This is a genomic window from Phyllobacterium sp. RCAM01083, assembly GCF_055685835.1.
Genome location: NZ_JBVFZN010000003.1, coordinates 212,323 through 239,195, shown reverse-complemented (window position 1 = coordinate 239,195; position 26,873 = coordinate 212,323). Strand labels below are relative to the sequence as shown.

The 26,873-nt window shown below is 59.8% G+C and carries 25 protein-coding genes; 14 read left to right on the top strand and 11 right to left on the bottom strand.

The annotated features are described in order from the left end of the window. Window positions 1-168: 168 nt before the first annotated feature. Together ACZ25R_RS02700 and ACZ25R_RS02695 are read left to right on the top strand one after the other, a co-directional pair. Window positions 169-1,260: a glycosyltransferase family 4 protein gene (locus ACZ25R_RS02700; protein WP_472459955.1), complete on the top strand. Its 1,092-nt coding sequence runs from the start codon at window positions 169-171 to the stop codon at window positions 1,258-1,260. Continuing rightward, the gene (locus tag ACZ25R_RS02695) at window positions 1,257-2,027 is read left to right on the top strand and encodes a polysaccharide deacetylase family protein (RefSeq protein WP_472459954.1); all 771 of its coding nucleotides are present in this window, start codon (window positions 1,257-1,259) and stop codon (window positions 2,025-2,027) included. The genes ACZ25R_RS02700 and ACZ25R_RS02695 overlap by 4 nt, the downstream gene beginning before the upstream one ends. On the opposite strand, the gene ACZ25R_RS02690 is transcribed toward ACZ25R_RS02695, so the two are convergent. Then, the gene (locus ACZ25R_RS02690) at window positions 2,024-2,854 is read right to left on the bottom strand and encodes an MBL fold metallo-hydrolase (protein WP_472459953.1); all 831 of its coding nucleotides are present in this window, start codon (window positions 2,852-2,854) and stop codon (window positions 2,024-2,026) included. The two genes, ACZ25R_RS02695 and ACZ25R_RS02690, sit on opposite strands and share 4 nt — an antisense overlap. A gap of 200 nt (window positions 2,855-3,054) precedes the next feature. Between ACZ25R_RS02690 and ACZ25R_RS02685 the strand changes: the two genes are divergently transcribed. Continuing rightward, the gene (locus tag ACZ25R_RS02685; RefSeq protein ID WP_472459952.1) at window positions 3,055-4,824 is read left to right on the top strand and encodes a metallophosphoesterase; all 1,770 of its coding nucleotides are present in this window, start codon (window positions 3,055-3,057) and stop codon (window positions 4,822-4,824) included. A gap of 18 nt (window positions 4,825-4,842) precedes the next feature. On the opposite strand, the gene ACZ25R_RS02680 is transcribed toward ACZ25R_RS02685, so the two are convergent. The 3 genes from ACZ25R_RS02680 to ACZ25R_RS02670 form a co-directional block, all read right to left on the bottom strand. Next, on the bottom strand, window positions 4,843-5,292 hold the full coding sequence (locus ACZ25R_RS02680; RefSeq protein ID WP_105733445.1) for a cyclic nucleotide-binding domain-containing protein: 450 nt from the start codon (window positions 5,290-5,292) through the stop codon (window positions 4,843-4,845). A gap of 46 nt (window positions 5,293-5,338) precedes the next feature. Then, window positions 5,339-8,053, bottom strand: coding sequence for an ABC transporter transmembrane domain-containing protein (locus ACZ25R_RS02675; protein ID WP_472459951.1), 2,715 nt, complete (start codon window positions 8,051-8,053; stop codon window positions 5,339-5,341). 288 nt (window positions 8,054-8,341) lie between these two features. Then, entirely contained in the window at window positions 8,342-9,400 is a 1,059-nt protein-coding gene (locus tag ACZ25R_RS02670; RefSeq protein ID WP_472459950.1) for a histone deacetylase family protein, read from the bottom strand. 221 nt (window positions 9,401-9,621) lie between these two features. Between ACZ25R_RS02670 and ACZ25R_RS02665 the strand changes: the two genes are divergently transcribed. Further along, complete coding sequence (locus tag ACZ25R_RS02665; RefSeq protein ID WP_223614829.1) at window positions 9,622-10,302, top strand: outer membrane protein; 681 nt, start codon at window positions 9,622-9,624, stop codon at window positions 10,300-10,302. Between the two features lie 55 nt (window positions 10,303-10,357). Next, window positions 10,358-10,774, top strand: a complete 417-nt coding sequence (gloA2, locus tag ACZ25R_RS02660; RefSeq protein ID WP_472459949.1) for an SMU1112c/YaeR family gloxylase I-like metalloprotein — start codon at window positions 10,358-10,360, stop codon at window positions 10,772-10,774. Here gloA2 and ACZ25R_RS02655 read toward each other — a convergent pair. Further along, on the bottom strand, window positions 10,758-11,648 hold the full coding sequence (locus tag ACZ25R_RS02655) for a LysR family transcriptional regulator (RefSeq protein ID WP_472459948.1): 891 nt from the start codon (window positions 11,646-11,648) through the stop codon (window positions 10,758-10,760). The two genes, gloA2 and ACZ25R_RS02655, sit on opposite strands and share 17 nt — an antisense overlap. A 113-nt stretch (window positions 11,649-11,761) precedes the next feature. Here ACZ25R_RS02655 and ACZ25R_RS02650 point away from each other — a divergent pair, with 113 nt between their 5' ends. From ACZ25R_RS02650 to ACZ25R_RS02640, 3 genes are all read left to right on the top strand, one after another. After that, window positions 11,762-12,502 carry an SDR family oxidoreductase gene (locus ACZ25R_RS02650; protein ID WP_472459947.1) on the top strand — a complete coding sequence of 247 codons (741 nt, stop codon included), beginning with the start codon at window positions 11,762-11,764 and terminating at the stop codon, window positions 12,500-12,502. A gap of 48 nt (window positions 12,503-12,550) precedes the next feature. Next, complete coding sequence (locus ACZ25R_RS02645) at window positions 12,551-13,477, top strand: SDR family oxidoreductase (protein ID WP_472459946.1); 927 nt, start codon at window positions 12,551-12,553, stop codon at window positions 13,475-13,477. A 192-nt stretch (window positions 13,478-13,669) separates the two neighbouring features. Then, window positions 13,670-15,421: a cation:proton antiporter domain-containing protein gene (locus ACZ25R_RS02640; RefSeq protein WP_472459945.1), complete on the top strand. Its 1,752-nt coding sequence runs from the start codon at window positions 13,670-13,672 to the stop codon at window positions 15,419-15,421. Window positions 15,422-15,439: 18 nt separating this feature from the next. On the opposite strand, the gene ACZ25R_RS02635 is transcribed toward ACZ25R_RS02640, so the two are convergent. The 4 genes from ACZ25R_RS02635 to ACZ25R_RS02620 all read right to left on the bottom strand — a co-directional run bounded on the left by ACZ25R_RS02635 (window position 15,440) and on the right by ACZ25R_RS02620 (window position 18,842). Beyond that, entirely contained in the window at window positions 15,440-16,081 is a 642-nt protein-coding gene (locus tag ACZ25R_RS02635) for a response regulator (protein ID WP_464664523.1), read from the bottom strand. Beyond that, entirely contained in the window at window positions 16,078-17,511 is a 1,434-nt protein-coding gene (locus tag ACZ25R_RS02630; protein ID WP_472459944.1) for a sensor histidine kinase, read from the bottom strand. The genes ACZ25R_RS02635 and ACZ25R_RS02630 overlap by 4 nt, the downstream gene beginning before the upstream one ends. Window positions 17,512-17,529: 18 nt before the next feature. Further along, window positions 17,530-17,877, bottom strand: coding sequence for a hypothetical protein (locus ACZ25R_RS02625; protein WP_472459943.1), 348 nt, complete (start codon window positions 17,875-17,877; stop codon window positions 17,530-17,532). A 263-nt stretch (window positions 17,878-18,140) separates the two neighbouring features. Continuing rightward, window positions 18,141-18,842, bottom strand: a complete 702-nt coding sequence (locus ACZ25R_RS02620; protein WP_105733456.1) for an acid phosphatase — start codon at window positions 18,840-18,842, stop codon at window positions 18,141-18,143. A gap of 214 nt (window positions 18,843-19,056) precedes the next feature. On the opposite strand from ACZ25R_RS02620, the gene ACZ25R_RS02615 reads away from it, so the two are divergent. From ACZ25R_RS02615 to ACZ25R_RS02590, 6 genes are all read left to right on the top strand, one after another. Next, window positions 19,057-21,147, top strand: coding sequence for an FUSC family protein (locus ACZ25R_RS02615; RefSeq protein ID WP_472459942.1), 2,091 nt, complete (start codon window positions 19,057-19,059; stop codon window positions 21,145-21,147). A gap of 74 nt (window positions 21,148-21,221) precedes the next feature. Beyond that, the gene (locus ACZ25R_RS02610) at window positions 21,222-22,418 is read left to right on the top strand and encodes an RHE_PE00001 family protein (RefSeq protein ID WP_472459941.1); all 1,197 of its coding nucleotides are present in this window, start codon (window positions 21,222-21,224) and stop codon (window positions 22,416-22,418) included. Window positions 22,419-22,571: 153 nt separating this feature from the next. Further along, on the top strand, window positions 22,572-23,666 hold the full coding sequence (locus tag ACZ25R_RS02605; RefSeq protein ID WP_472459940.1) for a DUF2218 domain-containing protein: 1,095 nt from the start codon (window positions 22,572-22,574) through the stop codon (window positions 23,664-23,666). Window positions 23,667-23,856: 190 nt separating this feature from the next. Next, a complete protein-coding gene (exbB, locus tag ACZ25R_RS02600; RefSeq protein ID WP_472459939.1) occupies window positions 23,857-24,837 on the top strand; it encodes a tonB-system energizer ExbB in 981 nt (326 codons plus the stop codon). An 11-nt stretch (window positions 24,838-24,848) separates the two neighbouring features. Beyond that, window positions 24,849-25,298, top strand: coding sequence for a TonB system transport protein ExbD (gene exbD / locus ACZ25R_RS02595; protein WP_472459938.1), 450 nt, complete (start codon window positions 24,849-24,851; stop codon window positions 25,296-25,298). Continuing rightward, window positions 25,298-26,161, top strand: coding sequence for an energy transducer TonB family protein (locus ACZ25R_RS02590; RefSeq protein ID WP_472459937.1), 864 nt, complete (start codon window positions 25,298-25,300; stop codon window positions 26,159-26,161). Before exbD ends, ACZ25R_RS02590 begins: the two co-directional genes overlap by 1 nt. A gap of 20 nt (window positions 26,162-26,181) precedes the next feature. On the opposite strand, the gene ACZ25R_RS02585 is transcribed toward ACZ25R_RS02590, so the two are convergent. Both ACZ25R_RS02585 and ACZ25R_RS02580 read right to left on the bottom strand, forming a co-directional pair. Further along, window positions 26,182-26,619, bottom strand: a complete 438-nt coding sequence (locus tag ACZ25R_RS02585; RefSeq protein WP_472459936.1) for a type II toxin-antitoxin system VapC family toxin — start codon at window positions 26,617-26,619, stop codon at window positions 26,182-26,184. Then, entirely contained in the window at window positions 26,619-26,858 is a 240-nt protein-coding gene (locus ACZ25R_RS02580; protein WP_472459935.1) for a FitA-like ribbon-helix-helix domain-containing protein, read from the bottom strand. Before ACZ25R_RS02580 ends, ACZ25R_RS02585 begins: the two co-directional genes overlap by 1 nt. Window positions 26,859-26,873: the final 15 nt, after the last annotated feature.

Here is a 26,873-nt window from a genome sequence, read left to right as displayed (position 1 = left end):
GGGAGGCGAGCGATCAAGCGCAATGATGGCTTTTTGACAAACAATCATGGCGGTACAGATCAAAAGATTGTTAGTGTCAGACGTCAGGAACCGGCTATAGATTTGCCGGAATCGGCAAGCGTTCGCCGAAATGGTTGAAACGATTGTGAAATACTGGATTGCGTGCGCATGCAGGTTGCCTTTTACGCGCCCTTGAAATCACCCAATCACGCGACGCCGTCGGGCGATCGTGAGATGGCTCGGCTGCTCATGTCAGCGCTGCGCAAAGCCGGACACCAGGTCGAAGTCGTGTCGGAGCTGCGCAGCTTCAGCGCATCGCCCGCAATCGAAGAGCGCGAACCCATCGCCGCGGCGGCGCGCGCCGAGATTGAGCGCCTCGCAGGCCTCTGGCAGACCGGACGAAAACCCGATCTCTGGTTCTGTTATCACCCCTATTACAAGGCGCCGGACCTGATCGGCCCCGTCATGGCGGCGGCGATGGATATTGCCTACATCACCGCGGAAGCATCCTATTCGCCGCGCCGCAATGCGCTTGGCTGGGCCGGGACGCAAATTCTCGTGGCGGAAGCGGTGCGCGCGGCAGCGGTCAACCTGTGTTTTACGCAACGCGACATGGATGGGCTCGCAAGCAATATTCCCGGCGCGCGCCTAGCCCGGTTGCAACCGTTTATCGATACCGCGGCTTTTCGTGAGAGCAGCATCGGGCATAATCCGCATCGGCTGGTCACCGTGGCGATGATGCGGCCGGGTGACAAGTTCCGCAGCTATGAAATGCTGGCCAAGGCTCTGTCACGGATTGTCGGACGGCCCTGGACCCTGACGATTGTCGGCGACGGTCCGGCCCGCAACGATGTGCAGGCGCTGTTTGCCGCTTTCGGTGACCGCATCCAGTGGCTCGGACAACGGAACGCCGGTGACATTGCCGCGTTGTTGCGTCAGGGTGGTATTTACGTCTGGCCCGGTTGCGGCGAAGCCTACGGCATCGCCTATCTTGAGGCACAGGCAGCGGGTTTGCCGGTTGTTGCGCAGGCAACGGCTGGCGTTCCCGAAGTGGTCGAGGATGGTGTGACCGGTTTCCTGACGCGGGACGATGATGTGCCGGCTTACGCCGCCGCCATCGCCAGCCTTTTGGATGACAATGATCTGCGGCAGTCCATGGGCGCGCGGGCGCGGCGGTTTGTTCTGGAGGAGCGGTCGCTGGAGAATGCGGTACGACAATTGGATGCTGTGCTGACACAATTCATGGGACGGAGCCGATGACGGAAGACCCAATCTGGCAGCCTCTGCAGGCGGAACTCGCGCGCTGGATCCATGCCAGCCGCAGTGCAAAATTCTGGTTGCGCGATGACGATGCAGTCGAGCCGACCGCCGCGCTGGACCGCCTCATCGGCCTGGTCAACGATTTTGACGTGCCGGTGACGCTCGCGGTGATACCAGCCCATACCGGCGAGGCGCTGGCGGAGCGCCTCGCAGCGGAGCGCCGGATCTGCGTTGCGGTTCACGGCTGGTCGCATGAAAACCATGCGCCGAAGGACCGGAAGAAGCAGGAGCTTGGCCCTGACCGGCCTCAGGAGTTGGTGCTGCGGCAATTGCGCGAGGGATGCGTGCTGCTCGCCAGACTGTATCCTGATCGGTTTGTGCCCGTTCTTGTGCCGCCGTGGAACCGGATTGATGCGGCACTCCTGCCCTATCTCAAAGCGTGTGGGTTCAAGGCGCTCTCCGTGTTTGGCCCGGCCAAGCCGGTGGAAACTTCGGTGCCGCAGATCAACACCCATGTCGATCTGATGGACTGGCACGGCACGCGCGGCTGCCGCGACCACGCGGAACTGGTCGGCGCCATCGTGGAACAGCTGCGGCTGCGGTTTGACGGAAGCGGTGAGCCAATCGGGATTCTGACCCATCATCTTGTTCACGACGAGTCGGCATGGGTTTTCCTGACCAAGCTCTTTCAGGTCGTTGCACGAACACCGGGCGGGCGCTGGCTCTCTGTTACTGATCTGATGAAGAGCCAGAAGCCAGGGGGTTAGAGATCGATGACCTGGCCGTCGCGGGCGGCAAATGTCCCGCTGAAGCGCTCTCTGGCCAATGTCTCGAATGCGTCGATCTCGTCGTCAGTGCGCGAGGGCGCGTGATGGAAGAGCGCCAGTTTGCCGATCTTGCCGGCCGCCGCCAGCTTGACACCGTGCTGCCATGTGGAATGGCCATAGCCGAAGCGCCGCGGCATCTCGTCTTCCGTGTAGGTGCAGTCGTAGACGACGAGATCGGCGCCATCGATCAGGCGCAGCACGGCCGGGTCGAGGATACCGGCTTCGTGTTCCGTGTCGTAAATGAGCGCGAGCACCTTGCCCGCCCATTCGATGCGATAGCCGATACAGCCGCCGGGATGGTTCAGGCTGTCGGTCCGGATGGTGACGCCGTCGCGCGGTGTCAGCACATCACCGGAGCGGAAATCACGAAAGCCGAGACTTGCCTTGCAAATATCCGGCTCGACGGGAAACCAGGGCGGCCGCATGAACTGGCGGACCATTTCCCGGGTGGTCATGATTCCCGCGAGGTGGCCGGACCAGAGCCGTACATTCATCATCGGATTGTAGAGGGGGGCAAAATACGGCAGGCCGATAATGTGATCATAGTGGCTGTGGGTGAAAATAATATCGATCTGGTCGACGCCTTGCACCGACAGGGCATCACCCGCCTGACGCAAGCCGGAGCCCCCGTCAAAGATCATTCTATGTTCACCGCAACGCACTTCGATACATGACGTGTTTCCGCCATAGCGTTCAAATTCGGGGCCGGAAACTGGTACGCTGCCACGCGTTCCCCAGAATTTCACCCGAAATATCTCTTCACTCATACGTTTCTCACACCCAATTCCCCGTTTTTTTGGTCATCGTAACCAAACTGCAGACGTTATGCGAGGCTTGGATTTTGTTTTATTGGCTAAGTGCGCAATAAAAGTCTGCCATTCAGCATATGTAGGCGATAGCGATTTGTTTTTTAAGCTTTATGACAATCGCTGATACAAATGTATAAAATCATCGGAACGTCTGATTCATGTCCTCATCCGCATTTCCGCCTGTCGCCATCATCGCAGATGCCCATTTTCATGATCTTTACGGCGATTATGATTTTGCCGGGGTAGGGGCCGGCGGCCAGCGCATGACAGCGCGGCGCCTGACGGATACGGTGCGCTCCACCCGGGTTTTCAACGAAAGCTATTTTGCCCTGCGCACGGCCCTGGACGAGGTCGTGCAGCGGGGAATCAAGCAGGTCGTTCTGCTCGGGGACTATTCCGATGACGGGCAGGTTGCGACGCTGAACGCACTTCGGCATTTGCTGGATGGCTACACCGAGGCGCATGGGCTGGTCTTTACCGCTACTCCGGGAAACCACGACATATTCGGCCCCGAAGGGCGGCATCATGCCAAGCGCCTACTCAATCCCGACGGCACGTACACCATCGTCGCCAGTGACAGCGCATTCATTGACGAGGATGCGGACGGGATGGTCGTAACGGACAAGATGTTCTGCGCAGGCTATCCCAAGGGATTGCGGGCTCTGCCGGATCTCGGTTTCTTTCGCCGCGCGGGCGATCTGCACTGGGAAACGCCGTTCGGGCCGGACGATGCGCCGGAGCAGCGGCTCTATCCGGTGCGTTCGGCCGACGGCACCAACGAATACCACCTGATGGATGCATCCTATCTTGTCGAGCCGGTGGCGGGCCTGTGGCTGTTGATGATCGACGCCAATGTTTTCGAACCGCGTGACGGCGATTTCGAGCGCGGCAGTTCCGGTGCATTCATCGACAGCACCAATGCCGGCTGGAACGCCATGCTGCGGCACAAGCGGTTTGTCATCGAATGGATCAAGGACGTCACGAGGCGGGCGGCGCTGGAAGGTAAGAGATTGCTTACATTCTCGCACTACCCAATGCTGGATATCCTGGATAGCACGCATGACGATGAAAGGCAGGTCATCGGTAACACGGGCTCGGTCAAGCGGATGCCGCTGCCGGACGTTGCCGCCGCGATGATGGATGCCGGGATGAGGATACATTTCAGCGGCCACCTGCATGTCAATGATACCGCGAGGGTTGCGCAGGATGCGTCCTGGCTAATCAATATCGGTGTGCCGTCACTGGTGGCATTTCCGCCCGCGTTCAAGGTCGTCACCTTCGAGGCGCCGACCCTCAATGTTGAAACCGTCGGGATTGACCGACAGGCGATCGATCCGCGCCTGAACGCCCTGTACCGGACCGAAATCGACCTGACCGGCAAGAAGATCGGAAAGATGCTCGATGCCGCGGATTACGGGGCCTTCATCTCCGAGCACGTCGATCAGCTGGTCGTGCACCGGTACCTGCGGCGCGAGTGGCCCAAAGACATGGCGCGGGCTCTGCCGCTGCTCACCCTCGGTGACCTGCTCACACTCAGCCTGTTGGACCAGCCCGTGGATATGGATGCGACCATCATCCTTGTCCATGCCGAGCGCGGGCGTGCCGAGACCAAAGCCAGGCTGGATGCCTTGCTGGCGGGCAGGGAGGTTGCCCTCAAGTCTTTCGACGGGATCACGGTGCAGGAATTTCTGGGCGACTGGTACCGCCTCAGAATGGGCAGCGAAATGGCGCTCGATCGCATACCAGCGGGAAGACTGGCCATCTATCACATCCTGATCGATGTTTTTGCCGTGTCCGATGCATTGGAAATGGGCGGCGCGCAGGAGAAGTTTGCCCGGATTGTGCGCATGATGGGCTGCTATCTCTCAGGATTGCCGTCGCGCCATTTTAGGATCGATCTTGCCACCGGCAGCATCGAAAAAGTCTGATAATTTAAAAAATGCCGGTCAGTGCTTGCTGCGCTCTTCCGAGAGCTCCGCTGTCGTATGGCTCAGCCGGCTGGCGAGAACCCGCATGATTTCGATGGTCATCTCGGGATAGTCGCTCAGCAGCTTGAGAAAATGCTCCTTGCTGATGCGCAGGGCCTCAAGCGGGGTTGAGGCCGTAACCGTGGCCGTGCGCAGGACGTCGCAAAGGATCGCGATCTCGCCGACGATGGAATCGTGCTCGACTTCAGCGACCTTGATCTGTCCGTTGGGCGTATCGACGCTGACCTCGGCCGTACCCGACAGAATAACGTAGGCGGCATCGCCCATGTCGCCTTGACGGAACAAAGCCTGATCGGCGCGATAGCTGACGCGATCGGACGTGAAGGCCAGAAGCTTGAGCTTCGCTGGCGCCACACCGGAAAACAGCGGAATCCGCCGCAACATTTCGACTTCGTCTTTCAGAAGCATGAACGTCCAATACCCCACAAGTGCCACTCTACCCAGACATAGAGTATTACGATACCAGCTCTTTGAATATACCGTTTTTCTCCAAAAGAGTCGCGTGTGTTCCATCTTCGACCAAGGCCCCGCGATCGAATACAAGGACACGATCGAACAGGTTTGCCAGTGAAGAATTAGCCAGCACCCAGATAATCGCGGGCGCGTGACCTTCCTCATGCAGATCCTGCATAATATTGCGCGTGATCTGATCCTGGACACGCTGGTCGAGTGCAGGCAGCGGGCGATTGAAAATCACATAGTCGGACCGCTTGAGCAGAGCCCTGGCAACGTTCAGCTTCTGTCTTTGCACATTGGTGATGCGTTTGCCGCCTGATCCGACATCAAAATCAAGACCGATGGACAAGACGCTGTCATAAAGCCCGAGTTCGTCGAAGAGGTTGCGCAGGATGACGCGAATCCGATCCGGTCCATCGGCCTGCGCGTACCCGATCCTTCCGAACAGAACATTGTCCATCAGGTTAGCCGAAGTAATGAACTTCTTGGGATCGTAGCGTTCAATGACGGCCTTGAGATCATCCGGCAAATTCTTGTGGAAGCGAAGCCTTGCCTCGACAATTTTTGCCATGAGTTCATCGGTCAACAGACCGAAGCGGTGCCGCGGCTCGATGTAAGCAAAACTCAGGCGGATGATATTCGATCGTTCGTCGGGCGAGGCGGCGTCAAAATCGCGTCCCTGCAGCTTCTGCAACAGCAATTGATAGGCCGGAATATCGTCCGCCGTCATAAAGGTGAGCTGCTGGAAGAACGGATGGTCCGGCGGCAGGTCCTCGAACAGTTCGATGGCGTTGGCCGCAATTTCCAGACCCATCTTGTACAGATCGACATTGAGGCCGCTCTCGCGCAGGATCGCGCGGAAATAGGGATGGGCGGCAAGTCGAAGATTGGTCATCATCGGCCGCTTCACCGTGCCGAAGAGGAGATTTTCACCGATGGTTGCCTGCGGATTGTAGACCTTCGGTTCAAACGGGACGACCAGCCCGTCCAGGTTTTCATCCTGGAGGGTTTTGCGCAGGGCCTGCCGCAGTTCGACGATGCGGCTCGTCAGGTCGGAATGGGTTGCGGTGTCCACCTGCGAGCGAAGCGCCAGATCGACAATGTCCTGCGAGATCATGACCGCTTCGAGCACCGGCCGCACGACCCTGAAAAGATCCTGGGGTCCGGTGACGCCGGCAGATTGGTAGTCGACCCAGTCACTGTTGAGATCAAGGTCCGGGTTGCCGGCAAGCCGCGCTTCGTTGATGTTCCATTTGTATTTGGCGGCCTTGGTCCCGTCATATTCGACCTTGGTCAAGGGCGCATGCTTGAGGCCATAGAGAAGGTTGTCGCGCAGCGTCCCGTGGAAGAAATAGGCATCGGAGGCGGCATAGGCGATGCGCCGCCCGGTGATCGATTCCGGCAGCTCGAGAATATCGGTGCCGTCAATGGTGATACGGCCGGAATCAGGCCAGATCAGGCGGCCGAAGGCTTCCGCCATCGCCTCACCGCCACCGCCGCTTGCACCGACGATGGCCACCGTCTCGCCCAGTTTGATCTCGAGCGAGACGTGCTCGACAAGGCGTGCGCCGCTATCGTCGGAGAGGGTGAGGTTCACCGCATTCAGCGAATGTTCCAGTTTTCCCACCGGTTCGCACACAACCGCCTGGATATGCGGATCGACAAGCATATCGACATTGAACTGCTCGACGACCTGCGCATATTTCACCTGCACATCCTGGCGCGACTGATCCCAGTCGATCAGTTCCTTCAGCGGTCCGGGCAAATCCTTATAGGCATTGATGACCGCAACCAGCTGGCCGATATCCAGCCGGCCCTGCAGCGCGAGAACGCCGCCAATGGAATAGAAAAGGAAGGGCGTGATCTGTGCGAGGAAGTTGTTGATGAACTTGACCAGGAATTTCCACTGGTAAAGATCATAGCGGATGGAGAAGATCAGCCCCAGACGCGCCGCAATATCCGCGCGCTCATAATTGGACGTGTCGTTGCCATGAATGGTGCCGATACCATCGACGATCTCACCGACACGGCCCGAAAGTTCGCGTGCCGTCAGCTGACGCTGCCGCCCGAGATCCAGCAATCGTTTGCGCATGCGCGGAATGACGACGCCCTGCACCGCAACAATTCCGACGGCAATCATGCCAAGCCAGAAATTCTGCAGAATGATGAAGACAAGCGCCGTGATGGCCTGTCCGCCGAGGAGGGCTGGCTGAACGAACGCATCGCCGGTGAAACCGCCCATCGGCTCCACTTCATCCTTGATCATCGTTGCAATTTCGGCCGATTTTACCCTCTTGAACTGGCTCGGGGGAAACCGCAGAACGCGATCGATCAATTCAAAGCGGATGCGGCGCAACATGCGCTCGCCGAGCCGGCCCTTATAGGTGTTGATGTAGAGCTTGAAGAGGCCGTTGATCACCACAAGCAGCAGAAACACAAGGCTCAGCGCCATCAGCATTTCGAAGCGCGTCAGCTGGAGCCCTTTGAAGAACATCACCTTGCCGAAATAAGGCAGCGTATACTGGATGCGCATGAAGGTCTGCGTTGCGCCTTCCACTTCGAATCCCGTGCCCTGTATGGGGCCGTTGACAATCTGTTTCGGCAAATCGAACGACAGGAAATACGGGATCATCGAGGCCGCAACGACCATCAATATCCATATTTGCTGGAACCGCGTGTTCGACCAGATATAGCGCGTTAAACTTTTTTCCATGGGTAACCGTAAGCTGTCAAATAAGCTGAATTCTGAACAATTCGAATAGGTTGTATTCCGGTGAGAGCCTCCTTTTGAAACCGTTCGGTGCAATGACGTGGAGGGCAAAAATGGATGGTAGTGTCTATATCTTCCGGGATTGGCAGGAATCCCCCGAACCTTTCAACTGTTCAGTTTACAACACAGGGTAGCCGAACGCTATATGGTCACGCCCAATTGTATGGATATCCGGGGGCTGGAGCACGGACGTTTTCCAGTCCCCGCTCAGCACGGCGGAAATGTCTTCGTTTACGGCTTGTCCCGCGATGCCCGATAAGCAGCCATGAAGCGGGGAGCCGCTTCGGCAACGGCGCTCAGCGAATAGCCGCCCTCCTGCACGATAACCGCAGGCAGATTGACAGCCCCCCATAGAGCGCCGATTTCCGCATAGGCGTCCGTGGTCACCTTCAGGCGTGAGAGCGGGTCGTCGTGGTGGGCGTCCCAACCCGCCGATATTACCAGCGCCGTCGATCCATGCGCGGCCACGGCGGCGGCAAGCCGACGGTTGGCGTCGATAAATGCGGCATCGCCGCTGCCTTCGGACAGAGGCAGGTTGAGATTGGCACCCTGGCCCGCGCCGGCTCCCGTTTCGTCGGCATAGCCGCTGTAGTGCGGATAGTAGTTGGATGGATCGGTGTGGGTGGAGCCGAAGAATACGTCGTGACGGGTGTAGAAAATGGCCTGGGTGCCATCGCCGTGATGGGTGTCGAAATCGATGATGGCAACGCGATCATAGCGCTTGCGCAGATGCTGGGCGACAATGGCTGCGTTGTTGAAATAGCAGAAACCCGCGGCGCGGTCCGCATAGGCGTGATGGCCGGGCGGGCGGCAAAGGGCGAATGACTGGCGCGCGCCATTCAGGACGGCATCGGCGGCGGCAATGGCCGTCTGGGCCGAGGCATAGGCAGCCGCGTAGGTGTGCTCCATCATCGCGCAGGACAGGCCGTTGATGTACCAGCCCGCCTGACCCAGAATGCCTGTCGGGCGCGGACATGCGCGCACGCCGAAATCCCGGCCGGCGCCCTGATAGGAATTCACATTGGGCAAAACCTCCGGCCCGTGGTTGGGCAGTTGCATGAACCTGTCATAGGCGGTTTGCAGGAATGCGACGTAGTGATCGGCATGCACGGCAAGGATGGGATCGAGCCCCGCATCGCCCGGCTCTTCCTGCGCCAATCCAAGTTCGGCGAGAGCATCGATCAGGGTATGGGCGCGTGCGGGGTTCTCAAGCGGGTCGGTGATCCTGCCATTGATCATGTATTGCTTGGGTTGATGGGCCATCTGCCGGCTGTCAAAGAACAGTTTCATGCGTTCCGTCGCTTTGTCGCGGTGAGTCGTAGCGAAAGCTTATTCGCTGCCGCAGGCAATGCAATCCGGGAAGTCTTGCTGCAACCGAACCAGCCCCGCCCTGATTGGTATTTCACGGGGCTTTGCTTTTACTGATCATGCTTAACCGGAACTTAACGGGCTCATCCTAATGTAGCGATAAGGGGCGGGGTCCCCAGAGTTATTCACCTTGGGGATTGATAATGCGTTATACGAAAACGTTCCTTTCTGCTGCCTCCTTCTTCTCTCTGCTTGGCAGCCATGTTCTTGCGGCTGATCTTGGTCCGGCGACTTTTCCGGAACGGGCGCCGTATATGCCGGTTGAGACTGCATCAGGCTGGTATCTGCGCGGCGACGTTGCCTACAATTTTTCGTCGACGGTCAAGGCTCATGTTGATTATCCCGGCGGCAGTACGCCGAGCGAATATGAGTTGAAGCGGGGCTTCTCGCCCTTCATCGGCGTGGGCTATCAGTTCAATAACTACCTGCGTGCGGACGCAACCGTCGGTTACAGTCAGCGCGACAGCAACTACTATGAAACGACGACGGATCTGTGGGAAGCCATGGCGAACGCCTATGTCGACCTTGGCAATTATTACGGAATCACACCCTATGTGGGCGGCGGCATCGGCTTTGCCAATGTCAATTACGACTATCAGGGGCCCGTCGACGCGCGGCTTAAATCCGGCGGCACAAACCGTTTTGAATGGGCGCTCATGGCCGGTATTGCGGTTGATATAACCCCGCGCCTCAAGCTGGATCTGGGCTATCGCTATGCGGATATCGGCGGCAAGGACCTGTATCAGAATGGCGATGTGACCATCCGCGACGATGGCATCAAAACCCATCAGATCCGGGCGGGTGTTCGCTTCAACACCTGGTGATCCGCACTGGCATACCGGTTTGCCACCGCTTTCCGGGACAGCAGATAGGAAACCAATGTTCTCGCGCTTTCATCATGTTGCCGTCATTTGCAGTGACTACGACCGCTCGAAGCAGTTTTATACCGAGAAGCTTGGCTACGGGATCATCGCTGAAAACTGGCGCCCGGACAGCCAGTCATGGAAGTGCGACCTGAGATCCGGCGATACCCAGATCGAACTGTTTCACTTTCCGCATTCTCCCGCACGTGCGTCGCGCCCCGAAGCCTGCGGGCTGCGGCATCTGGCTTTTGCCGTCACCTCCGTTGAGGACACACTGGCCTGGCTGCACGCGCGGGGCGTTGCAACCGAACCGGTGCGGATTGATCCCTATACCAAGCGCGCATTCGCCTTCTTCGCCGATCCGGATGGACTTCCCATAGAAGTTTATGAGGTTGGTCAGGGGCAGGACCCGGAAGTCAGGGAAGGTGCGTAAACCTCTGTGATATCCAGTCAATGAACACACGCACCCTTGGCGAAAGCTGGCGGTTGCGCGGATAGAGCAGGGAAACCGGGGTCGGTGAGAGCGGGAAATCAGACAGAACGTGGACAAGCGTGCCTGCGGCCAGGTCGGCTTCGGCGTGATAGCGCGGGATCTGGATCAGTCCGAGCCCAAGTCTTGCGGTCGTGACGTAGCTCTCCGCCGCATTGACCCAGACGGGTGCCGGCAGGGTGATGGTGCGAATGGTGCCTTCCACGAGGAACTCGAGCGGCAGGATCGTGCCTGTCGCGGTTGAACGAAAGCCAACCATCTGATGCCCGGCGAGTTCGTCCGGATGCTCCGGCATGCCGAACCGTTCGATGTAGCCGGGTGAGGCCAGCGTAATCTCGTCGAGCATGCCCACGCGCCTGGCGATCATATCGCTGTCGGCGAGATCGCCGACGCGCAGCACGCAATCGACACCCTCGCGCACGAGATCAACGAGGCGATCCCCTTCACTCATATAAAACTGTATCCCGGGATAGGTCTGCAGGAACGCCGGCAGGCCGGGCAGAAGGAAGTGCCGGGCCAGCGTTCCGTGCACATCCACCCGCAGCGGCCCTTTCGGTTTTGCTCCGGCAAACGCACCTTCGGCGTCCTCGATATCAGCCAGAATGGCGAGACACCGCTGGTAATAGGCCTCGCCATCCAGCGTCGGGCTGACATGCCGGGTGGTCCGTTGCAGCAGGACGGTGCCCAGCCGTGCTTCCAGCTGTTGCACCGCATTGGTCACGGTCGAACGCGGCAAGCCGATATCTTCCGCCGCCAGCGTGAAACTGCGGCGCTCGACGACGCGGGCAAAAACCCGCATGGCATCCAATGTGTCCATTGTTCTCAAATCTCGAATAGTGATGTCAATTATTGCATGATTATCCCGAAAAATAAATGATGCATGGTGCCTTCATCAACAGCGCTGCGGCGCAGACATGAAGGAGAAAGACCATGACACAAACCAAAAAGAAGATCGCAATCGTCACCGGCGCATCGCGCGGTATCGGTGCAGCCATCGCCCGGCGCCTGGCGTCGGATGATTTCACGGTCGTCATCAATTATTCCGGCGAAGCTGCGCCAGCTGAAGAACTGGCTCGCCGGATCGAAGCGAGCGGCGGCAGGGCTTTGACCGCCAAGGCCGACGTCAGCGATGCGCAGGCGGTTGCGCGCATGTTCGACGCGGCCGAAGCCGCGTTCGGCGGTGTCGATGTGCTGGTCAACAATGCCGGTATTCTCAAGACGCTTCCGCTCGCCGAAACCAGCGATGCGGAGTTTGACCGCCATTTCGGCATCAACGTCAAGGGAACGTTCAATACCCTGCGCGAAGCCGCCAAGCGGTTGAATGATGGCGGCCGGATCGTCAATTTCTCCAGCACGACCCTCGCGCTGAACATGCCGGGTTACGCCGTTTACAACGGCACCAAGGCTGCCGTCGAAGCGTTCACCCGCGTCTTTGCCAAGGAACTGCGCGGCCGCAACATCACCGTCAATGCCGTGGCTCCCGGACCGATCGCCACCGACCTGTTCCTGAATGGCAAGAGCGACGAGCTTGTCGCGCAGTTTGCCAAGATGCCGCCGCTCGAGCGGTTGGGCCAGCCGGACGATATCGCCAGCGTCGTTGCCTTCCTTGCCGGCCCCGATGCCGGCTGGATCAATGGCCAGATCCTGCGCGCCAATGGCGGCGTCGCCTGACCGGTATCTCCGGCAGACAACCATCACGAAACAAGAAGGACCATGATCATGAACAAGCAAATTATCGTCGTCACCGGCGCGTCCAGCGGTTTTGGTGCTCTCACGGCCCGTGCCCTGGCAAAGGCAGGCCATACGGTTTACGCCGGAATGCGGGCGACAGAGGGGCGCAACGCGCCGCAGGTCGCCGAGGCAGCCGCCTTCGCCGCTGAACATGGTGTTGATCTGCGCTCGGTGGAACTGGACGTTGCTTCCGACGCATCCGTGGAAGCCGGTATAACCAAAATCATCGCCGAGGCGGGCCGTCTCGACGTGGTCATGCACAATGCCGGTCATATGTCTTTCGGTCCCGCCGAGGCGTTCACACCGGAACAGTTCGCCGAACTCTATGACATCAACGTGCTGTCGACGCAGCGGGTCAACCGCGCGGCACTCCCCCATCTGCGCAGGCAGGAAAAGGGGCTGGTTGTCTGGGTTTCCTCGTCCAGCGCCCGCGGCGGCACGCCGCCATACCTGTCGCCCTATTTCGCTGCCAAGGCGGCAATGGATTCGCTCGCCGTATCCTATGCGGCGGAACTCAGCCGCTGGGGCATTGAAACGGCGATCATCGTTCCCGGCGCCTTCACCAAGGGCACCAATCACTTTGCCCATTCCGGTTCGCCCGCCGACAGGGAACGGGCGGCCGAGTACAATGAAGGGCCCTATGCCGGTGTTTCGGAACAGGCCCTGCAAGGCCTCGCTGCGCTGGAGCCCGCCGACGCGGATGCCGGTGCCGTCGCCACGGCGATTGTCGATGTGATTGGCATGCCGTTCGGAACCCGCCCGTTCCGCACGCATATCGATCCGTCGCAGGATGGCGCCGAGATCGTCAACGGCGTCGCGGACCGCGTCCGCGCCGAGATGTTCCGGCGCATTGGTCTTGAAGACCTGCTGAAACCGAAGGGCGTGCAGGGCTGTCCGCCCCGTTCGATCCGGTAGGCATCCTTTCGCCGCGGCCCGGCCAGACACCACGCGGATGTTGCCAGACGGCCCCAGCTTGCCCGAACCGCCGATCTTTGGCCTGTCCTGTGCGAAATTGGGCTATGTTCGGAGCAATCTAGCTTGTATGGGTTGGAGCCGGGCCAACCGTGCCTGGATGGAGCGGGAATTCATAAAAACCGAAGGGCGGACGTGCATCACGAAGTTTCCTTAATTGCCACTGTGGCGGTCAGTTTTGTTTTTGCGGCCGTGTGCGGCTATCTCGCGGATCGTCTGCGTCTGCCGCCGCTGGTCGGTTATCTCGTCGCCGGAATTTTGATGGGGCCCATTACCCCGGGCTTCATCGCCGACGCTGCGCTTGCATCGCAGCTTGCCGAGATGGGTGTCATCCTTCTGATGTTCGGTGTCGGCCTGCATTTCTCCGCCTCCGAATTGCTGGCTGTCCGCGGTATTGCCGTGCCCGGTGCGGTTGCACAGATCGTGCTGGCGACCGTGCTTGGTGTCGGCCTGGCCTCGCTGTGGGGATGGGGGATCGGTGCTGGACTGGTTTTGGGCCTGAGCCTTTCGGTCGCCAGCACGGTCGTGCTCCTGAAGGCGCTGGAAGAGCGCAATCTCGTCAACTCCGCCAATGGGCGCGTCGCCGTCGGCTGGCTCATCGTGGAAGATCTGGCGATGGTGCTTGCGCTGGTGCTCCTGCCGGCCCTCGCAGAAATTCTGGGTGCGCATGCTGGCGGTGTGGCCGGGCAGGCCGCTGCGGGCGGAATGCCGCTGGTGCTGACCATTGCGATCACCCTGCTCAAGGTCGGGGCTTTCGCCGTCATGGCGATCTTCCTGGGCCCGAAAGTTGTGCCGTGGCTGCTGACCCTGGTGGCGCGGACGGGATCGCAGGAGTTGTTCACCCTCTCGGTTCTTGCCATTGCCCTCGGTATCGCGTTCGGAGCGACGGAGATCTTTGGCGTGTCCTTTGCGCTTGGAGCATTCTTTGCCGGCGTCGTGATGAGTGAGTCGAATCTCAGTCACAGGGCCGCGGCGGACTCGCTGCCGCTGCAGAATGCATTCTCGGTGCTGTTTTTCATTTCCGTGGGCATGCTGTTCGACCCGTCCATCCTGCTGCGCGAACCCATGGCCGTGCTGGGTGCGCTCGCGCTGATTATTTTCGGCAAGTCGCTGATTGCCTTCTGCATCGTGCTTTTGCTGCGTTTCCCCGTGGGCATGGGCCTGACGGTGGCGGCCAGCCTGGCGCAGATCGGCGAATTCTCGTTCATTCTCGCCGGTCTCGGTGTAACGCTCGGCCTGCTGCCAAGGGAAGGCCAGGATATCATCCTGGCCGGGGCAATCCTCTCGATCACCATCAATCCGCTGGTGTTTCTGGCCGCCGAGGGGATGGAGAACAGCATCCATCGCCGGTGGCCGGTATTTTTTGCCGGCTACGGCAAAAGGCGGGAGGAAGCGCTGGCGCGTGAACTCGGCGATATCCGGGCGATCAATGAGGAGCGCAACCGGCAGCACCAGCTCAAGATGCAGCAGCTGATCGACACTTTCCCGTTGTTTGCGCAAGTGGATGAGCACGCGCAGGAGGAACTCCTGCTGCTGTTCAAACCCAAATCCGCATCGCCCGGCGAACGGATCATCCGGATCGGCGATCGCGGCGATGGAATGTATTTCATTGCGTCAGGCGTGGTGGAGGTCCAGCTCGACAGCGAACCGGTGCGGCTGGAGCCCGGAGCATTCTTCGGGGAAATGGCGCTGCTGAGCGGCGGACGGCGCACGGCGGATGTCGTCGCCATCGATTTCTGCGAGTTTCTTGTGCTTGATCGCCGTGATTTCAACGTCTTCATGTCGCGGCATCCGACCCTGCGGGCGGCGGTCAGCACCATGGCGCGGGAAAGAGCGGAAATGAACACCTTGCGGCGCAATCCGGACCGGACATCCGGCGCCGCCTGAACAGGGTTTCCGTTCGCGTTATTGCTTCATCAGGCCGGCGCGCCAGGCGAGGGCGACCGCCTGGGTGCGGTCGGTCAGGTCCAGTTTTGACATGATGCTTCCCAGATGGGCTTTCACCGTCTTTTCGGTGATGTTGAGCTGGGCGGCGATCCTTGCATTGCTGCCGCCTTCGGCCAGGCAGCGCAGAACTTCAAGCTCGCGGGCCGTGAGATCCTCGAACTGGCGCGGCTGCGGATTGCGGATGGAGTTTAGCAGGCGCTGCGCCACGAGGGGGTGCAGTGTCGGCGTCCCCTTGCTGGCCGCATGGATCGCATTCATCAAATGTTCGCCGCGCATGGATTTCAGCAGGAAGGAATGGGCCCCCGCCTCAATGGCTTTGAAAGCAAGCCGGTCGTCGTCACTGGATGTCAAAATCATGATGTGGGTTTCGGGGCTCGCCTTGCGGATGAGGCCGATCATGGCTTCCGCTGCATCGCCCATTCCCGGCATCATCAAATCCAGCAGGAGAACATCGGGGCGGTGTTCGCGCACCATCGATATGGCGGTCTCACCGTTTTCGGCCTCGGCAAGGACGGTGAAACCGGGATCGATGCGCAGCAGCCCGCGAATGCCTTCGCGTACCACGGCATGATCATCGGCAATGACTATTGTTGTGCTCATGATTGCCCCGCCACGGGTAGCTTGAACGACACATCGACGGATGTGCCGGTTGCTTCCGATTGGATTGTTATAATGCCGCCGGGCAATGTGTTTGCACGCCAGCGCATGTTCGACAATCCCATGCCAAAAGGAGCCTTGCCGATATCGAAACCCTGGCCGTCATCGGTAATGCTCCAGTGCCAGCGGGCGCCGGGATTGCAGTCGATGCGAATGGTGCGGCACTGCGCATGGCGCAGGGCGTTTGCCACGGCTTCGTGGGTGATCATGAGCAATTCCTGGGCTATTTCCGGGACGCCGTCAAAAGGGGAGCGGGCGCCTTCAGGCCAATTGATCGACCATTGCACGCCTGATCCCGCCAGCAGATCGCGGACACTGCGCAGCAATGTTTCATACAGGCCGTAATCGGCAATCGCGGGCAGGTTGAAGCCGGAAACAACGTTCTCCAGATCCTGCTGTAAATGATCGGCCAGACGCCTGGCCGATTCCACCGTCGGCAGCAGCGGCGCATGCCCCTGCGCCTCATATTCCAGTTCGGTGAGCTTCAGACCCAGCACAAAACTGCGCTGTTTGGCGGTATCGTGCAGGTCGCGCGCGATGCGGTTGCGCTCCACCGATATGGCCAGCGCCTTCTGCGTATCAAAGCTCTTGGATATTGCATCCGCCATGCTGTTGAAGCGTTGCATCAGGCGCCCGAATTCGTCTCTTGAGCCGTCCTTGATGCGGGCCCGCAGATCGCCTGCGGCCCATTGGTCCGCGGCGTTTGTCGCCCGTTTGATTCGCCGGAACAGCCGCCAGACGAACAACGCCGCAACACTCGCCCCCATCGAATTGATCAGGATGAATGTGCGGATATAGTCATAAACGGTGGCATCGAGCACTTCGTCGTAAAGCTCCCATTGCGACCAGTAATGAAGCCCGATCAATGCCTGGGTGTTGTTGGCCAGCGGCAGTGCTACCCGCTTGACCATGGCCCAGTCGTCATTGTCCCTTTGAATGAAATTCGGCTGTTCGGCATGCACCGCCGCGCTCAGCGCCTTGCCGAGCAGGGGCGTCGCATCTGGCTGGGTGGCACACACCATGCCGTTATCATCAATGATCCGGACCTGCATCCGGCCGCTGTGAAAAAACGAAAACATGATGCCGAAATCGGATACCCGCGTGACACCGGATCGAACCACATTCCAGAATATCTTGCTGGCCAGAACGGTGCAGGCTTCCTTGTCGCGCGGATCAGTGCCCGACGCCAGAGCGGTCAGTTGCTGTTGATCGAGGCCATTGAAGAAGCTGCGGATGCTGCTCTCGTAGCGGCCGGAGGAAAACTGGCTCATGAGGATACTGACGAGAAAAAGCGCGCCGAAGCCGACGATCATGAACATCAGCACCAGTTTGACGAACAGACCACGCAAACGAAGAGCATGCAAAAAACTCACGTTTTCATTCCTCGCCGGTTATTTAAGCCGACGTCTCACTGGCCGGTTCCTTGTTCCATACCACTCGGCGGAGCGAATGCCACCCTTGCTCTTGTAACGGTGCTTCGGCGTTGCGCATTGACCCTCAGGCAATCGATAGGACGGATGGGTGCGCATTGATGCCGGTTCCGTCTGATTGGCGGATTCATCCTGTCGCGCGGCTGTCCCCTTTCTCCATCCGCCTGCAAAATTCAACAGGATCATCACTTTATCGCGCAAGGCGTTCCAGAAATCAGACGAGAGAAGGGGTATCAGCACGAGGCCAAGCAGAAGCGACAGGGCAAAATATTCAACGGAAAGCAACTGTATCTGATAACGCATGATCATGCGGCCATCGTTGATGCGTGGCCAGCAACATCGGGTTCAACCTGCGGTGCGAGCCACGTCTGGTTTGGTCTGAACATAGCTGTCTCTTCCAGTTATCACGCTTTCGTGAAGCGTTGGGCCGGAAAGTAACCCTGTTCCGTCGTTCCTGCATCGGGCGAAGGTCAGGCTCGCACGTACGACCAAAGTCGTAGATGGTTAAACCCGCCATGCGCGAAGAACACGCATGGCGGGCATTGTCGGGGGAATGGCCGGCGCAGATGCTATCAGGCGCCGCCGAGACCCAAGGCAGCGCGCAGTTCAGCCTTCGCGGGCTCGTATTCGGCCTTGAAGTCGTCATGCTTCATGATTGTCGCGGCAATGACGCTGCCGGAAATGCGGCCCATTTCCACGTCGGAACGGTAGTGAATGCCGCCAACGATGCGGTTGTTGCCGTATTCCCAGGCGCGGGCCATGATTTCAGCCTTCTTTTCCGGAACCATGTTGGACAGAACGATGCCCATCAGCGTGCCAACGGTCGTGTGACCGGAGGGCCATGCACCGGAATTGGACGGCTTGACGGCCGGCTTCACGAGTTCGCTCAGCTGATGCGGACGCGGACGCTTGAAAACATCCTTTGCCGGATCAACGACAGCGCCTTCGGTTTCAACAACCCGGTCGAAAAAGGCAGCAAGCTTCGGCAGTTTGTCCTTGTTGAAATCCGGACCCAGAACGTCGGCGAAACGCCAGACATTTTCCTCGGCATCGGCCTGGGCGCGGGCAACCATTTCCGGTGTCCGCGTCACTTGCAAGGTAAGAACTTCGCCGATTTCTGCCTTGGTCTGTGCCGAATCATTGGCGGGAGGCGGGGGCAAAATGGTCAGGAGGTCGATTTCCTTACTATCGCTGAAAGGCTTGACCTCGCCGGCATAGGCGGCGGTAAGGCCAACAAAAGCAAACGCTGTCAGCAGACTGAGCAATCTACGCATAAAATGGTCCTCGTTAGGGTGATGGTCGCCATTGGATCATGCGCCCGTTGGATGTCACGTTTGTGACACAATGGGGTCATTGAAGGCTGTCTTGCACGGCAAAGGTTGGGATGAAGCCGAGGTGGCAAGAAGACGCACGGTCCTGCAGCGTCTTTCCGTTGTGCCGCCTGCCTGTGAAATATATTGAGGGCGGGGAGCTGCCAGATCGGACGCCATGTTTCAATCCATCCACACCATCATGCAACATCCCGCATGGCCCGGCCGGACGGCCTGGGTATTTGCGCTGAGAACGAATGTCGCGGCGCTTTTTGCCCTCACGGCAGCCTTTGCGTTGAACCTGCAGCAGCCGCAATGGGCAATGATGACTGTCTTTATCGTGTCGCAACCGATAGCCGGCATGGTCATCAGCAAGGGATTGTTTCGTCTGGCCGGAACACTGATCGGGGCGTTGGCGGCGATGGCCATCACCGCCGCGACAGGTGATATGCGATGGCTGTTTGTGGCGTCGATCGCCCTGTGGGTGGCATTGTGCACCTACGCGGCCTCGATGTTGCGGAACCCGGAATCCTACGGTGCGGCTCTTGCGGGCTATACCGCCGTCATTATCGCACTCCCGGCGTTTGGCCATCCGCATCTCCTGGCCGAATTTGCCTATGCGCGCTGCACCGAGATTATGCTCGGCATCGTCTGTGCCGGTGTGGCCAGCCGCTTTTTTCAACCGCAGCTTGCGCGAACGGCGCTGGTGGAAGGCCTGGAAAACTGCATCGCGGATCTGGCGCGCTATACCAGCGATGCAATTGCCGGGCGCGATGCCGGGCACCTGAAGACGGCGCACAGGAAGCTGATCGCGGACACGCAGGCCCTTGCCGCCATGCGGGCTCACGCACGGCTGGAAGCCCCCAGCCTTGTCACGCATGGCCGCCATTCCCGCCATACGGTGGGGCATCTCATGTCATGCCTGTCGATTGTGAACATCCTTGTCGCGCATCGGGTCTCGTCCGACGGGACATGGAGCACCCTGCGTGACAAGCTCGGGGTATTGCTGGACGACATGGCGCGCGACTTCAAGGTTGACGCCGTTGAGCCATGGCTTGGCAGGGTGGATATCATCGCAGCCGAAATTGCCGAGCTGAAAGGCAGGCCATGGGGCGATGACAGCATCGGCATGATGGCCCGTTTGACGCTGCTGGGTGAGTTTCTCGACGGGCTCAAGGCGACGTTGAACGGTCTTTCGGCGCTGCGCAGCCGCTCGCAATATATGGCCGGCAGCAGGAAGCCGCCGGCATTGCCGGTCTACCGGGATCACAGCACGGCCCTGGTGAATGCGGTTCGCGCTGTTGTCGCGACAGCCCTGATGACGGCCTACTGGATGGAAAGCCGGCATGCGGATGCGGCGGCGGCGGCGATTATCGTTGCAGTGGTGTGCAGCCTGTTCGCATCCATGCCCAACCCGCTGCAGACGAGCTGGGGATTTTTCAAGGGCACGTTATACGCCGTTCCGTTTGCCTTTGTTCTGGGGCAGTTGATCCTGCCGTCTTTCCCCGGTCTGTTCTGGTTTGCCGTATTCATCGTTCCCATCCTCGTACCGGCGGCGCTGCTGATGGCAGATCCGCGCCATGTCGGGCCGGCAACCGCTTTCGCCATCAATTTCATCGTCTTCCTCAAGCCGCATGAGGCGATGGTGTTTGAACCGCAGGTTTTCATGGAAACCTCACTGTCGGTTCTGGTTGGCATTCTCATCGGACTTCTCGTCTTCATTGTTGTTTTGCCGAAGCGGCCGCAGGTGACGGTGAACCGGATGATGGGCGCGTTGCGAACGGATATTGTCCGGCTCTGTCTGCGTGACCGGGTTCCGAGCCCGTCCGCATTCAACAGCCTTGCCTATGACCGCATCAACCAGTTGATGCCGATTCTGAGGACCATGCGGGAGGCGGGGGAAACCCTGCTGGACGACGCTCTGTCATCGGTCACCCTCGGGGCGGAAATCATCCGGTTGCGGCGGCTGTTGTCATGGGGGCGACTGGAGCACGATATTGCCGATCGCGTTTCGGAAAACCTCGCGCAATTGGCGAAAATGATAAGCCTGCAGACGCAGGATACCGGAGCCGTCGCAGGCTATGTCGCATCCGCCCGGTCAATGGCAGCAGACATTCCCGGGATGTCGGCGCGCCCGCTGGCCCTGCAGGCCGCAGCGTCGCTGCGGCTCATCGCCGTCATGATCGAGGACCATCCCACTCTGGTTCTCGGCGCCCGCGCCCGGTCGAGCGGGGATAAAAAGGGCGGCTTCCGCTTCGGCATTTTTTGATATCCGGATGGATGGACGCCGTTTTCCACCTTGGGCAATAGCTTCACTTTCACTATTCCCCTATCATGATTTCAATGGCTTATGATTCTACGAACTATTCCCTGAAAGATCTGCTTCGCCCGGTTGTCGCCGCAGAAGATGCACTTGCACGGCTGGATGAACGGGTGGCGCGCAAGGGCGATTTCGGTGCGCTGGGCAGCCGCCAGTCCAAAGACGGCTTGTTGCGCGAAAACGAAGGCTGGATTGCCCGGTCGCATTTCATGGAAGCCTGCAACGCGCTGTGGCTGGCGGGTGAACTTGTTCATGTGGAGGACCTTGTCCTGCATGACGCCCGCATGGATATCAGGACGCCAACCCATGAATTGACCCGGGCGCACGCAATTCTGCGAACCCGGCGTCAGATCGCCTCCAGTCCCGCACAATGGGCACTGAGCCCGAAGGGCATTGCCAGCCTGCGCGGGCGCTGGGGTAGCGATGCGCTTCTCGCGCCGATTATCAGCGAACCGGTGCGCGGGCTCGACATCGAGGCTGCTTCCGAGCCGGGGTCAGAAGCGGAAAGCGCTTTCGAGGAAGAACTGGCAAGGCTGGACGCGCTGCTCGACCGTTCGGAACGCCTGCTGAAGCAGCCCAAGGAAACGCGTGACACTGCACCGGCCAGAGCGGAAACGATCTCTCCCGGTCATCTGACGCCGGATGGGGATTCTCTGATTTACGATCCGGACTGGGATGAAGACGGCAGGATGGAGGAGTGGTTCGCGGTCATGGATTGCACCCGCGATCTGCCGCCCATGCTGGCTGCGGCTCTGCTCTGGGATGCGTGGGAGGAAATCGAGCCATTGCAGCACCAGCATTGGCTTGGCCCCATGCTGGTCGCCTCCATGTTGCGCGAGCGCATGAAGACGCGGGCGCATCTGGCGGTCTTCAATGCCGGGTTGCGCGCGATACCGCGTGATCGCCGCCGCGCCCGTGACCGCAACACGCGACTCACGGCCTTTCTGGAAGCCGCGCAATCATCGGCCATTGCCAGTCTGAAAGAGATCGACCGGTTGAGCCTCGCCCGCGTCCAGATGGAACGCAAGCTGAAGGACCGCCGCTCGACCTCCAGCTTGCCCGGCATGATCGATCTCATTCTGTCACGACCGATGGTTTCAACGGCGCTGATTGCCAAGGAGCTGAAAGTGACGCCGCGGGGCGCGCTCAATCTCATTGCCGAATTGGGTGTGCGGGAGATGACCGGGCGGGGCCGCTACCGTGCCTGGGGTATCGTCTGACGATCCCAGGGGGTGGCAGGCTTGCCTTCGCGCAGGCGGAAATTTTTGCTTTAATACTTGACTCAATTATTCATATTTTAATATGGTCCCGGCGGCCCCGCATGGTCATCCGCAATGGATGGACGGCGGAAGCGCAATGCCAGGAGAATACCCATGTCCGCCATGCCGACCGTTCTGTGCAGCTCCGCTACGGTTAAACTCAAGGCGCCGCAGGACATGCTGGACAAGCTCTGCAACGTCTTTTCCGAGCATGCGCGCGTCGAACGTGATGACGCGGAGGGGCGCATCGAGACGCCCTATGGCAAGGCGCATCTGACGATTGCCGGCGATATCCTGTCTCTCGATGTCGAGGCCGATGATGAAACATCGCTGGCCTATGTCCGCATGGTGCTGGCCGATAGTCTTCTGGGCTTCGCCGGCACGGAGAAGCCGCAACTGTCATGGGTGGGCGACTGTCTGGACAGCACCGAACTGCCTTACTTCCGCGAAATGCGGGTGGTGAGCGCCCGCGATCTCACACCCCATATGCGGCGCATCCGCTTGCGCGGTGCGAATCTTGCCCGGTTTGCGATTGGCGGCCTGCATATCCGGCTGCTGTTCGCGCCGGAGGGCCGGAAGCCGGTTTGGCCGACCATGGGGCGCGATGGCCGTCCGGTCTGGCCGGAGGGGGACGATGCGTTGACCGCCCGCGTCTATACCATCCGCACCATCGACATTGAGCGCGGCGAAGTCGACATCGACATGGTTGTTCATCCCGGCAACGATACGCCGGGATCGACATGGGCCTTGAATGCCAAACCGGGCGGCATTGTCGGAATGACAGGCCCCGGTGGCGGCGGCGTGGAAGACGCGCGGCGATATCTCCTGGTTGGCGACGAAACGGCGCTGCCTGCAATCGGCCGAATTCTGGAAACGCTGCCTGCGGAGGCCGAGGCAACCGTCATTCTTGAAATCGACAGCCCCGCTGACAGGCAACCTCTGCAATCCGCAGCAACAGTCGATGTTCGCTGGGTGTATCGCGATGGCGCACCCGCCGGGACGACCGGCAGGCTTGCCGGGATCGTTGAAGGCCTCGACTCCTCCGTCATTTCGCCCGACACATTTGTCTGGGCCGGCTGTGAGTTCGCCGATTTCAAGCAAATCCGGGCGTATCTGCGCAAGGAGCGAAAACATGAGCGCTCCAAACATCTCGTTGTGGCCTATTGGCGGCACGGTTTTGACGGCGACAACGCCAGGCGGGATGATTGAGACGCGCAAAATGCCCCCAAAATGCCCTTGCCATAAAACTTGGGGTTGCAGAAGTTAATTGTTGATTATTATACTCAACAATATTACAGCCGCTCCACCAGATCAAACGCCACGCATCGGACCCGCTGAGAGCCGGCAGAGTTTTCCGGCCCGATGGCTGGGATGGCGGAAGAAGCGAAAGATAAAAGTCATGCGCAAAAGCACAGGCGGATTTCCAGTGAAGCGGAATGTTTCAGGGCGTATCTCAGGGCGTATCAGGGCAGGGACGGTCGTCCTTCCGGTCCTGTTGTTGCTGGCTTCTCCAGTGATGGCGCAAGAAGGCGCGCCGCAGGCGGCGCAGCCTCAGACCATCCAGCAAAGCCCGATTGAAGCCGCCCCGGCACCTCAAGCGGCGCCTGCGCCTGTTCTCCAGGCCGCTCCGGCGCCGTCCGCACCGGCCGCTGTCACCAAGGCAACCCTCCCGCACAACTTGTCCCCCTGGGGCATGTTCATGGCGGCGGACTGGGTGGTGAAGGGGGTGATGATCGGACTGGCCTTCGCCTCGCTCGTGACCTGGACTGTCTGGCTGGCCAAGACGCTGGAACTGGCCGGGGCGAGGGTCCGCGCCTATCGCGCCCTCAACGCTATCGGCAGCGCGCGCACCCTGCGCGATGCCGAACAGGCACTGGAAGGCCGCGGCGGACCGGGAGCCCAACTGGTCAATGCCGCACGCGAGGAAGTGCGCCTGTCGCAGGAAGCGCTGAGTTATGCGGGTGCTGATGGTTTGAAGGAGCGTGTTTCCTCCCGCCTGTCGCGCATCGAGGCGCAGGCCGGCCGCCGCATGAGCCGGGGCACGGGCGTGCTGGCGACCATCGGCTCAACGGCACCGTTCGTCGGTCTCTTCGGCACGGTATGGGGGATCATGAATTCCTTCATCGGCATTTCGGAATCGCAGACGACCAATCTTGCCATTGTCGCGCCGGGCATCGCCGAAGCCTTGCTTGCAACGGCCATCGGTCTTGTCGCCGCGATCCCCGCAGTCGTCATCTACAACGTGTTTGCCCGATCCATCACCGGCTATCGCCAGTTGCTGGCCGACGCCTCGGCGGGTGTTGAACGGCTTGTCAGCCGCGACGTGGATTTTGCACTGGTGCCGCCGGTGCATCAGCCCCGTGCCGCTGCGGCGGAGTAAAGGTAGAGATCATGGCCGGCGGTATCAGGCACAATGTTTCCGACGATGAATTGCAGGAAAACCACGAAATCAACGTGACGCCGTTCATCGACGTCATGCTGGTTCTGCTGATTATTTTCATGGTGGCGGCGCCGCTTGCCACCGTCGACATCAATGTCGACCTGCCGGCGTCTACGGCGGCGCCTGCCACCCGGCCCGACCAGCCCCTGTATCTGACGCTCAAGGACGATCATACCATTGCGATCGTCAATGACACGGTGACGAAGGAAACACTGGGCGCCTTCCTTGATCAGAAGACGCAGGGTGACAAGGAAACGCGCGTGTTCCTGCGTGCCGACCGGGCCGTGGACTATGGCGCGCTGATGGATTTGATGAACACGTTGCGTGACAATGGTTATCTCAAGATCGCCCTTGTCGGGCTCGAAAGTGCCCCGTCGGTGCCCGCTGGACGTGCGCAGTGATGTCCGGCGAGCCGATAGCACGCGGTGCAGGACGGTTTCAGCTGAACTGGCGCGAAATAGGCCTGTGGTCCGCCGCCGGCATTGTGATGGCCGGCTTGCATGCCGGTGCGGGATGGTACGGATATCGGTACCAGCCGGAAGCGGAGGCGGGAGATATTGCCGCCGCTGTGATGATCGATATGGAGCCGCTGCCGGCGCCCGTGATCCCGGAAGCCGTTGCCGAGCTGCCGCCGGCCGAGCCGGAGAAGATCACATCGGAGCCTGTCCAACAGGAGGCCAAGGCGCCTGACATGCCGCCAGAAAAGCCGATCGAACCCGAACCTGAGCCGCAGCCCGTCGAACAGCCGGTGCCGGAAGAGCAGGTGGTCCCGGATGAGCCGCAGCCGGAAAAAACGGTTGAGCTGCCGAAGGCGGAAGTGCCGTTGCCCATTGTCCGTCCCGAACAGAAAAAGCCGGATGTGCCCAAAAAGGACATGCCGAAGAAGGTCGTACGCAAGCCGGTGAAGACACAGGTCACGGACGTGAAAAGCGATACCGTTGTGGAAGCCAGGCAGCAGCCAAGCGTGTCGCGGGCCAGTTCTGCCAGTGCTGCCCGCAACTGGAAAGACAAGATCAACTCCTATCTGGCACGTTATTCCCGCCGTGCCCGTGGCGGCGGTCATGGTTCCGGCAGGGCGAGCGTGGCGTTTACGGTCACGCGCGATGGCAATATCATTGCTTCGAGAATCGTCGGCAGTTCTGGAAATCCGGGACTTGACCAGTATGTCCTCGATCTGGTCCGCCGTGCGTCGCCCGTCCCCTCAGCGCCGGACGATTTTCAGGGCGGGAGTCAATCCCTGTCCATCCCCATTTCCATTCAATGATCCTGAGAATGACGATGAATTCAGGTGCGCTCACTAACCTGAAGGGGCGTCATGCATCGTGGGAAGGTTGTGCCCACTGCTTTCTGCTGGACGATGCGAAGCAGTCTTTCATCTGCAGTGACAAACAGGCATTGCCGTTGTTTCGCAAGCACAAGATAAATGCAGTCATAGGCAGGGTGGCCAAGCAGAATTGCCAGCCTTGTCGCCTCTTCCAGAAGCCCGCGCATGCCGATCAGTTCAATGTCTGCCTGTTGCAGCAGCCGGCTGGCCAATTGAGCCTCTTCCAGCGTCAGCTCGTTTCGCTGCACTTTCTTCCATAGAATGTTGGCGCACTCGGCGACGAGAAGGTCAGGCGCCGCGAAATGATAGCTGCCGCGCAGTCTCAGCGCCTGCTCCGTCCCTTCCTCTTCAATGACCCATTTGACGGCGATGCTGGCATCGATGATCAGGGTTTCCATCAACGTTCGTCGCGTCCTTCGCGGAGCAGTTCTTCCGAAGGCGTTTGCTTCCGGTTCATCGTCAGTTTGCGCAACTGGGCGGCAAGATCATCAAAGGAAGGCTCGATCTCGGTCGCCAAAGCCTGGCGCAGAATTTCGCGGTGTTCCGCTTCCGTTGAGCGGCCGTGGCGCGCTGCGCGCAACTTGAGTTTTACAATGAGATCATCATCGAGATTTCTGACGTGCAGGTTTCCGGCCATGCGTGCCTCCATTGA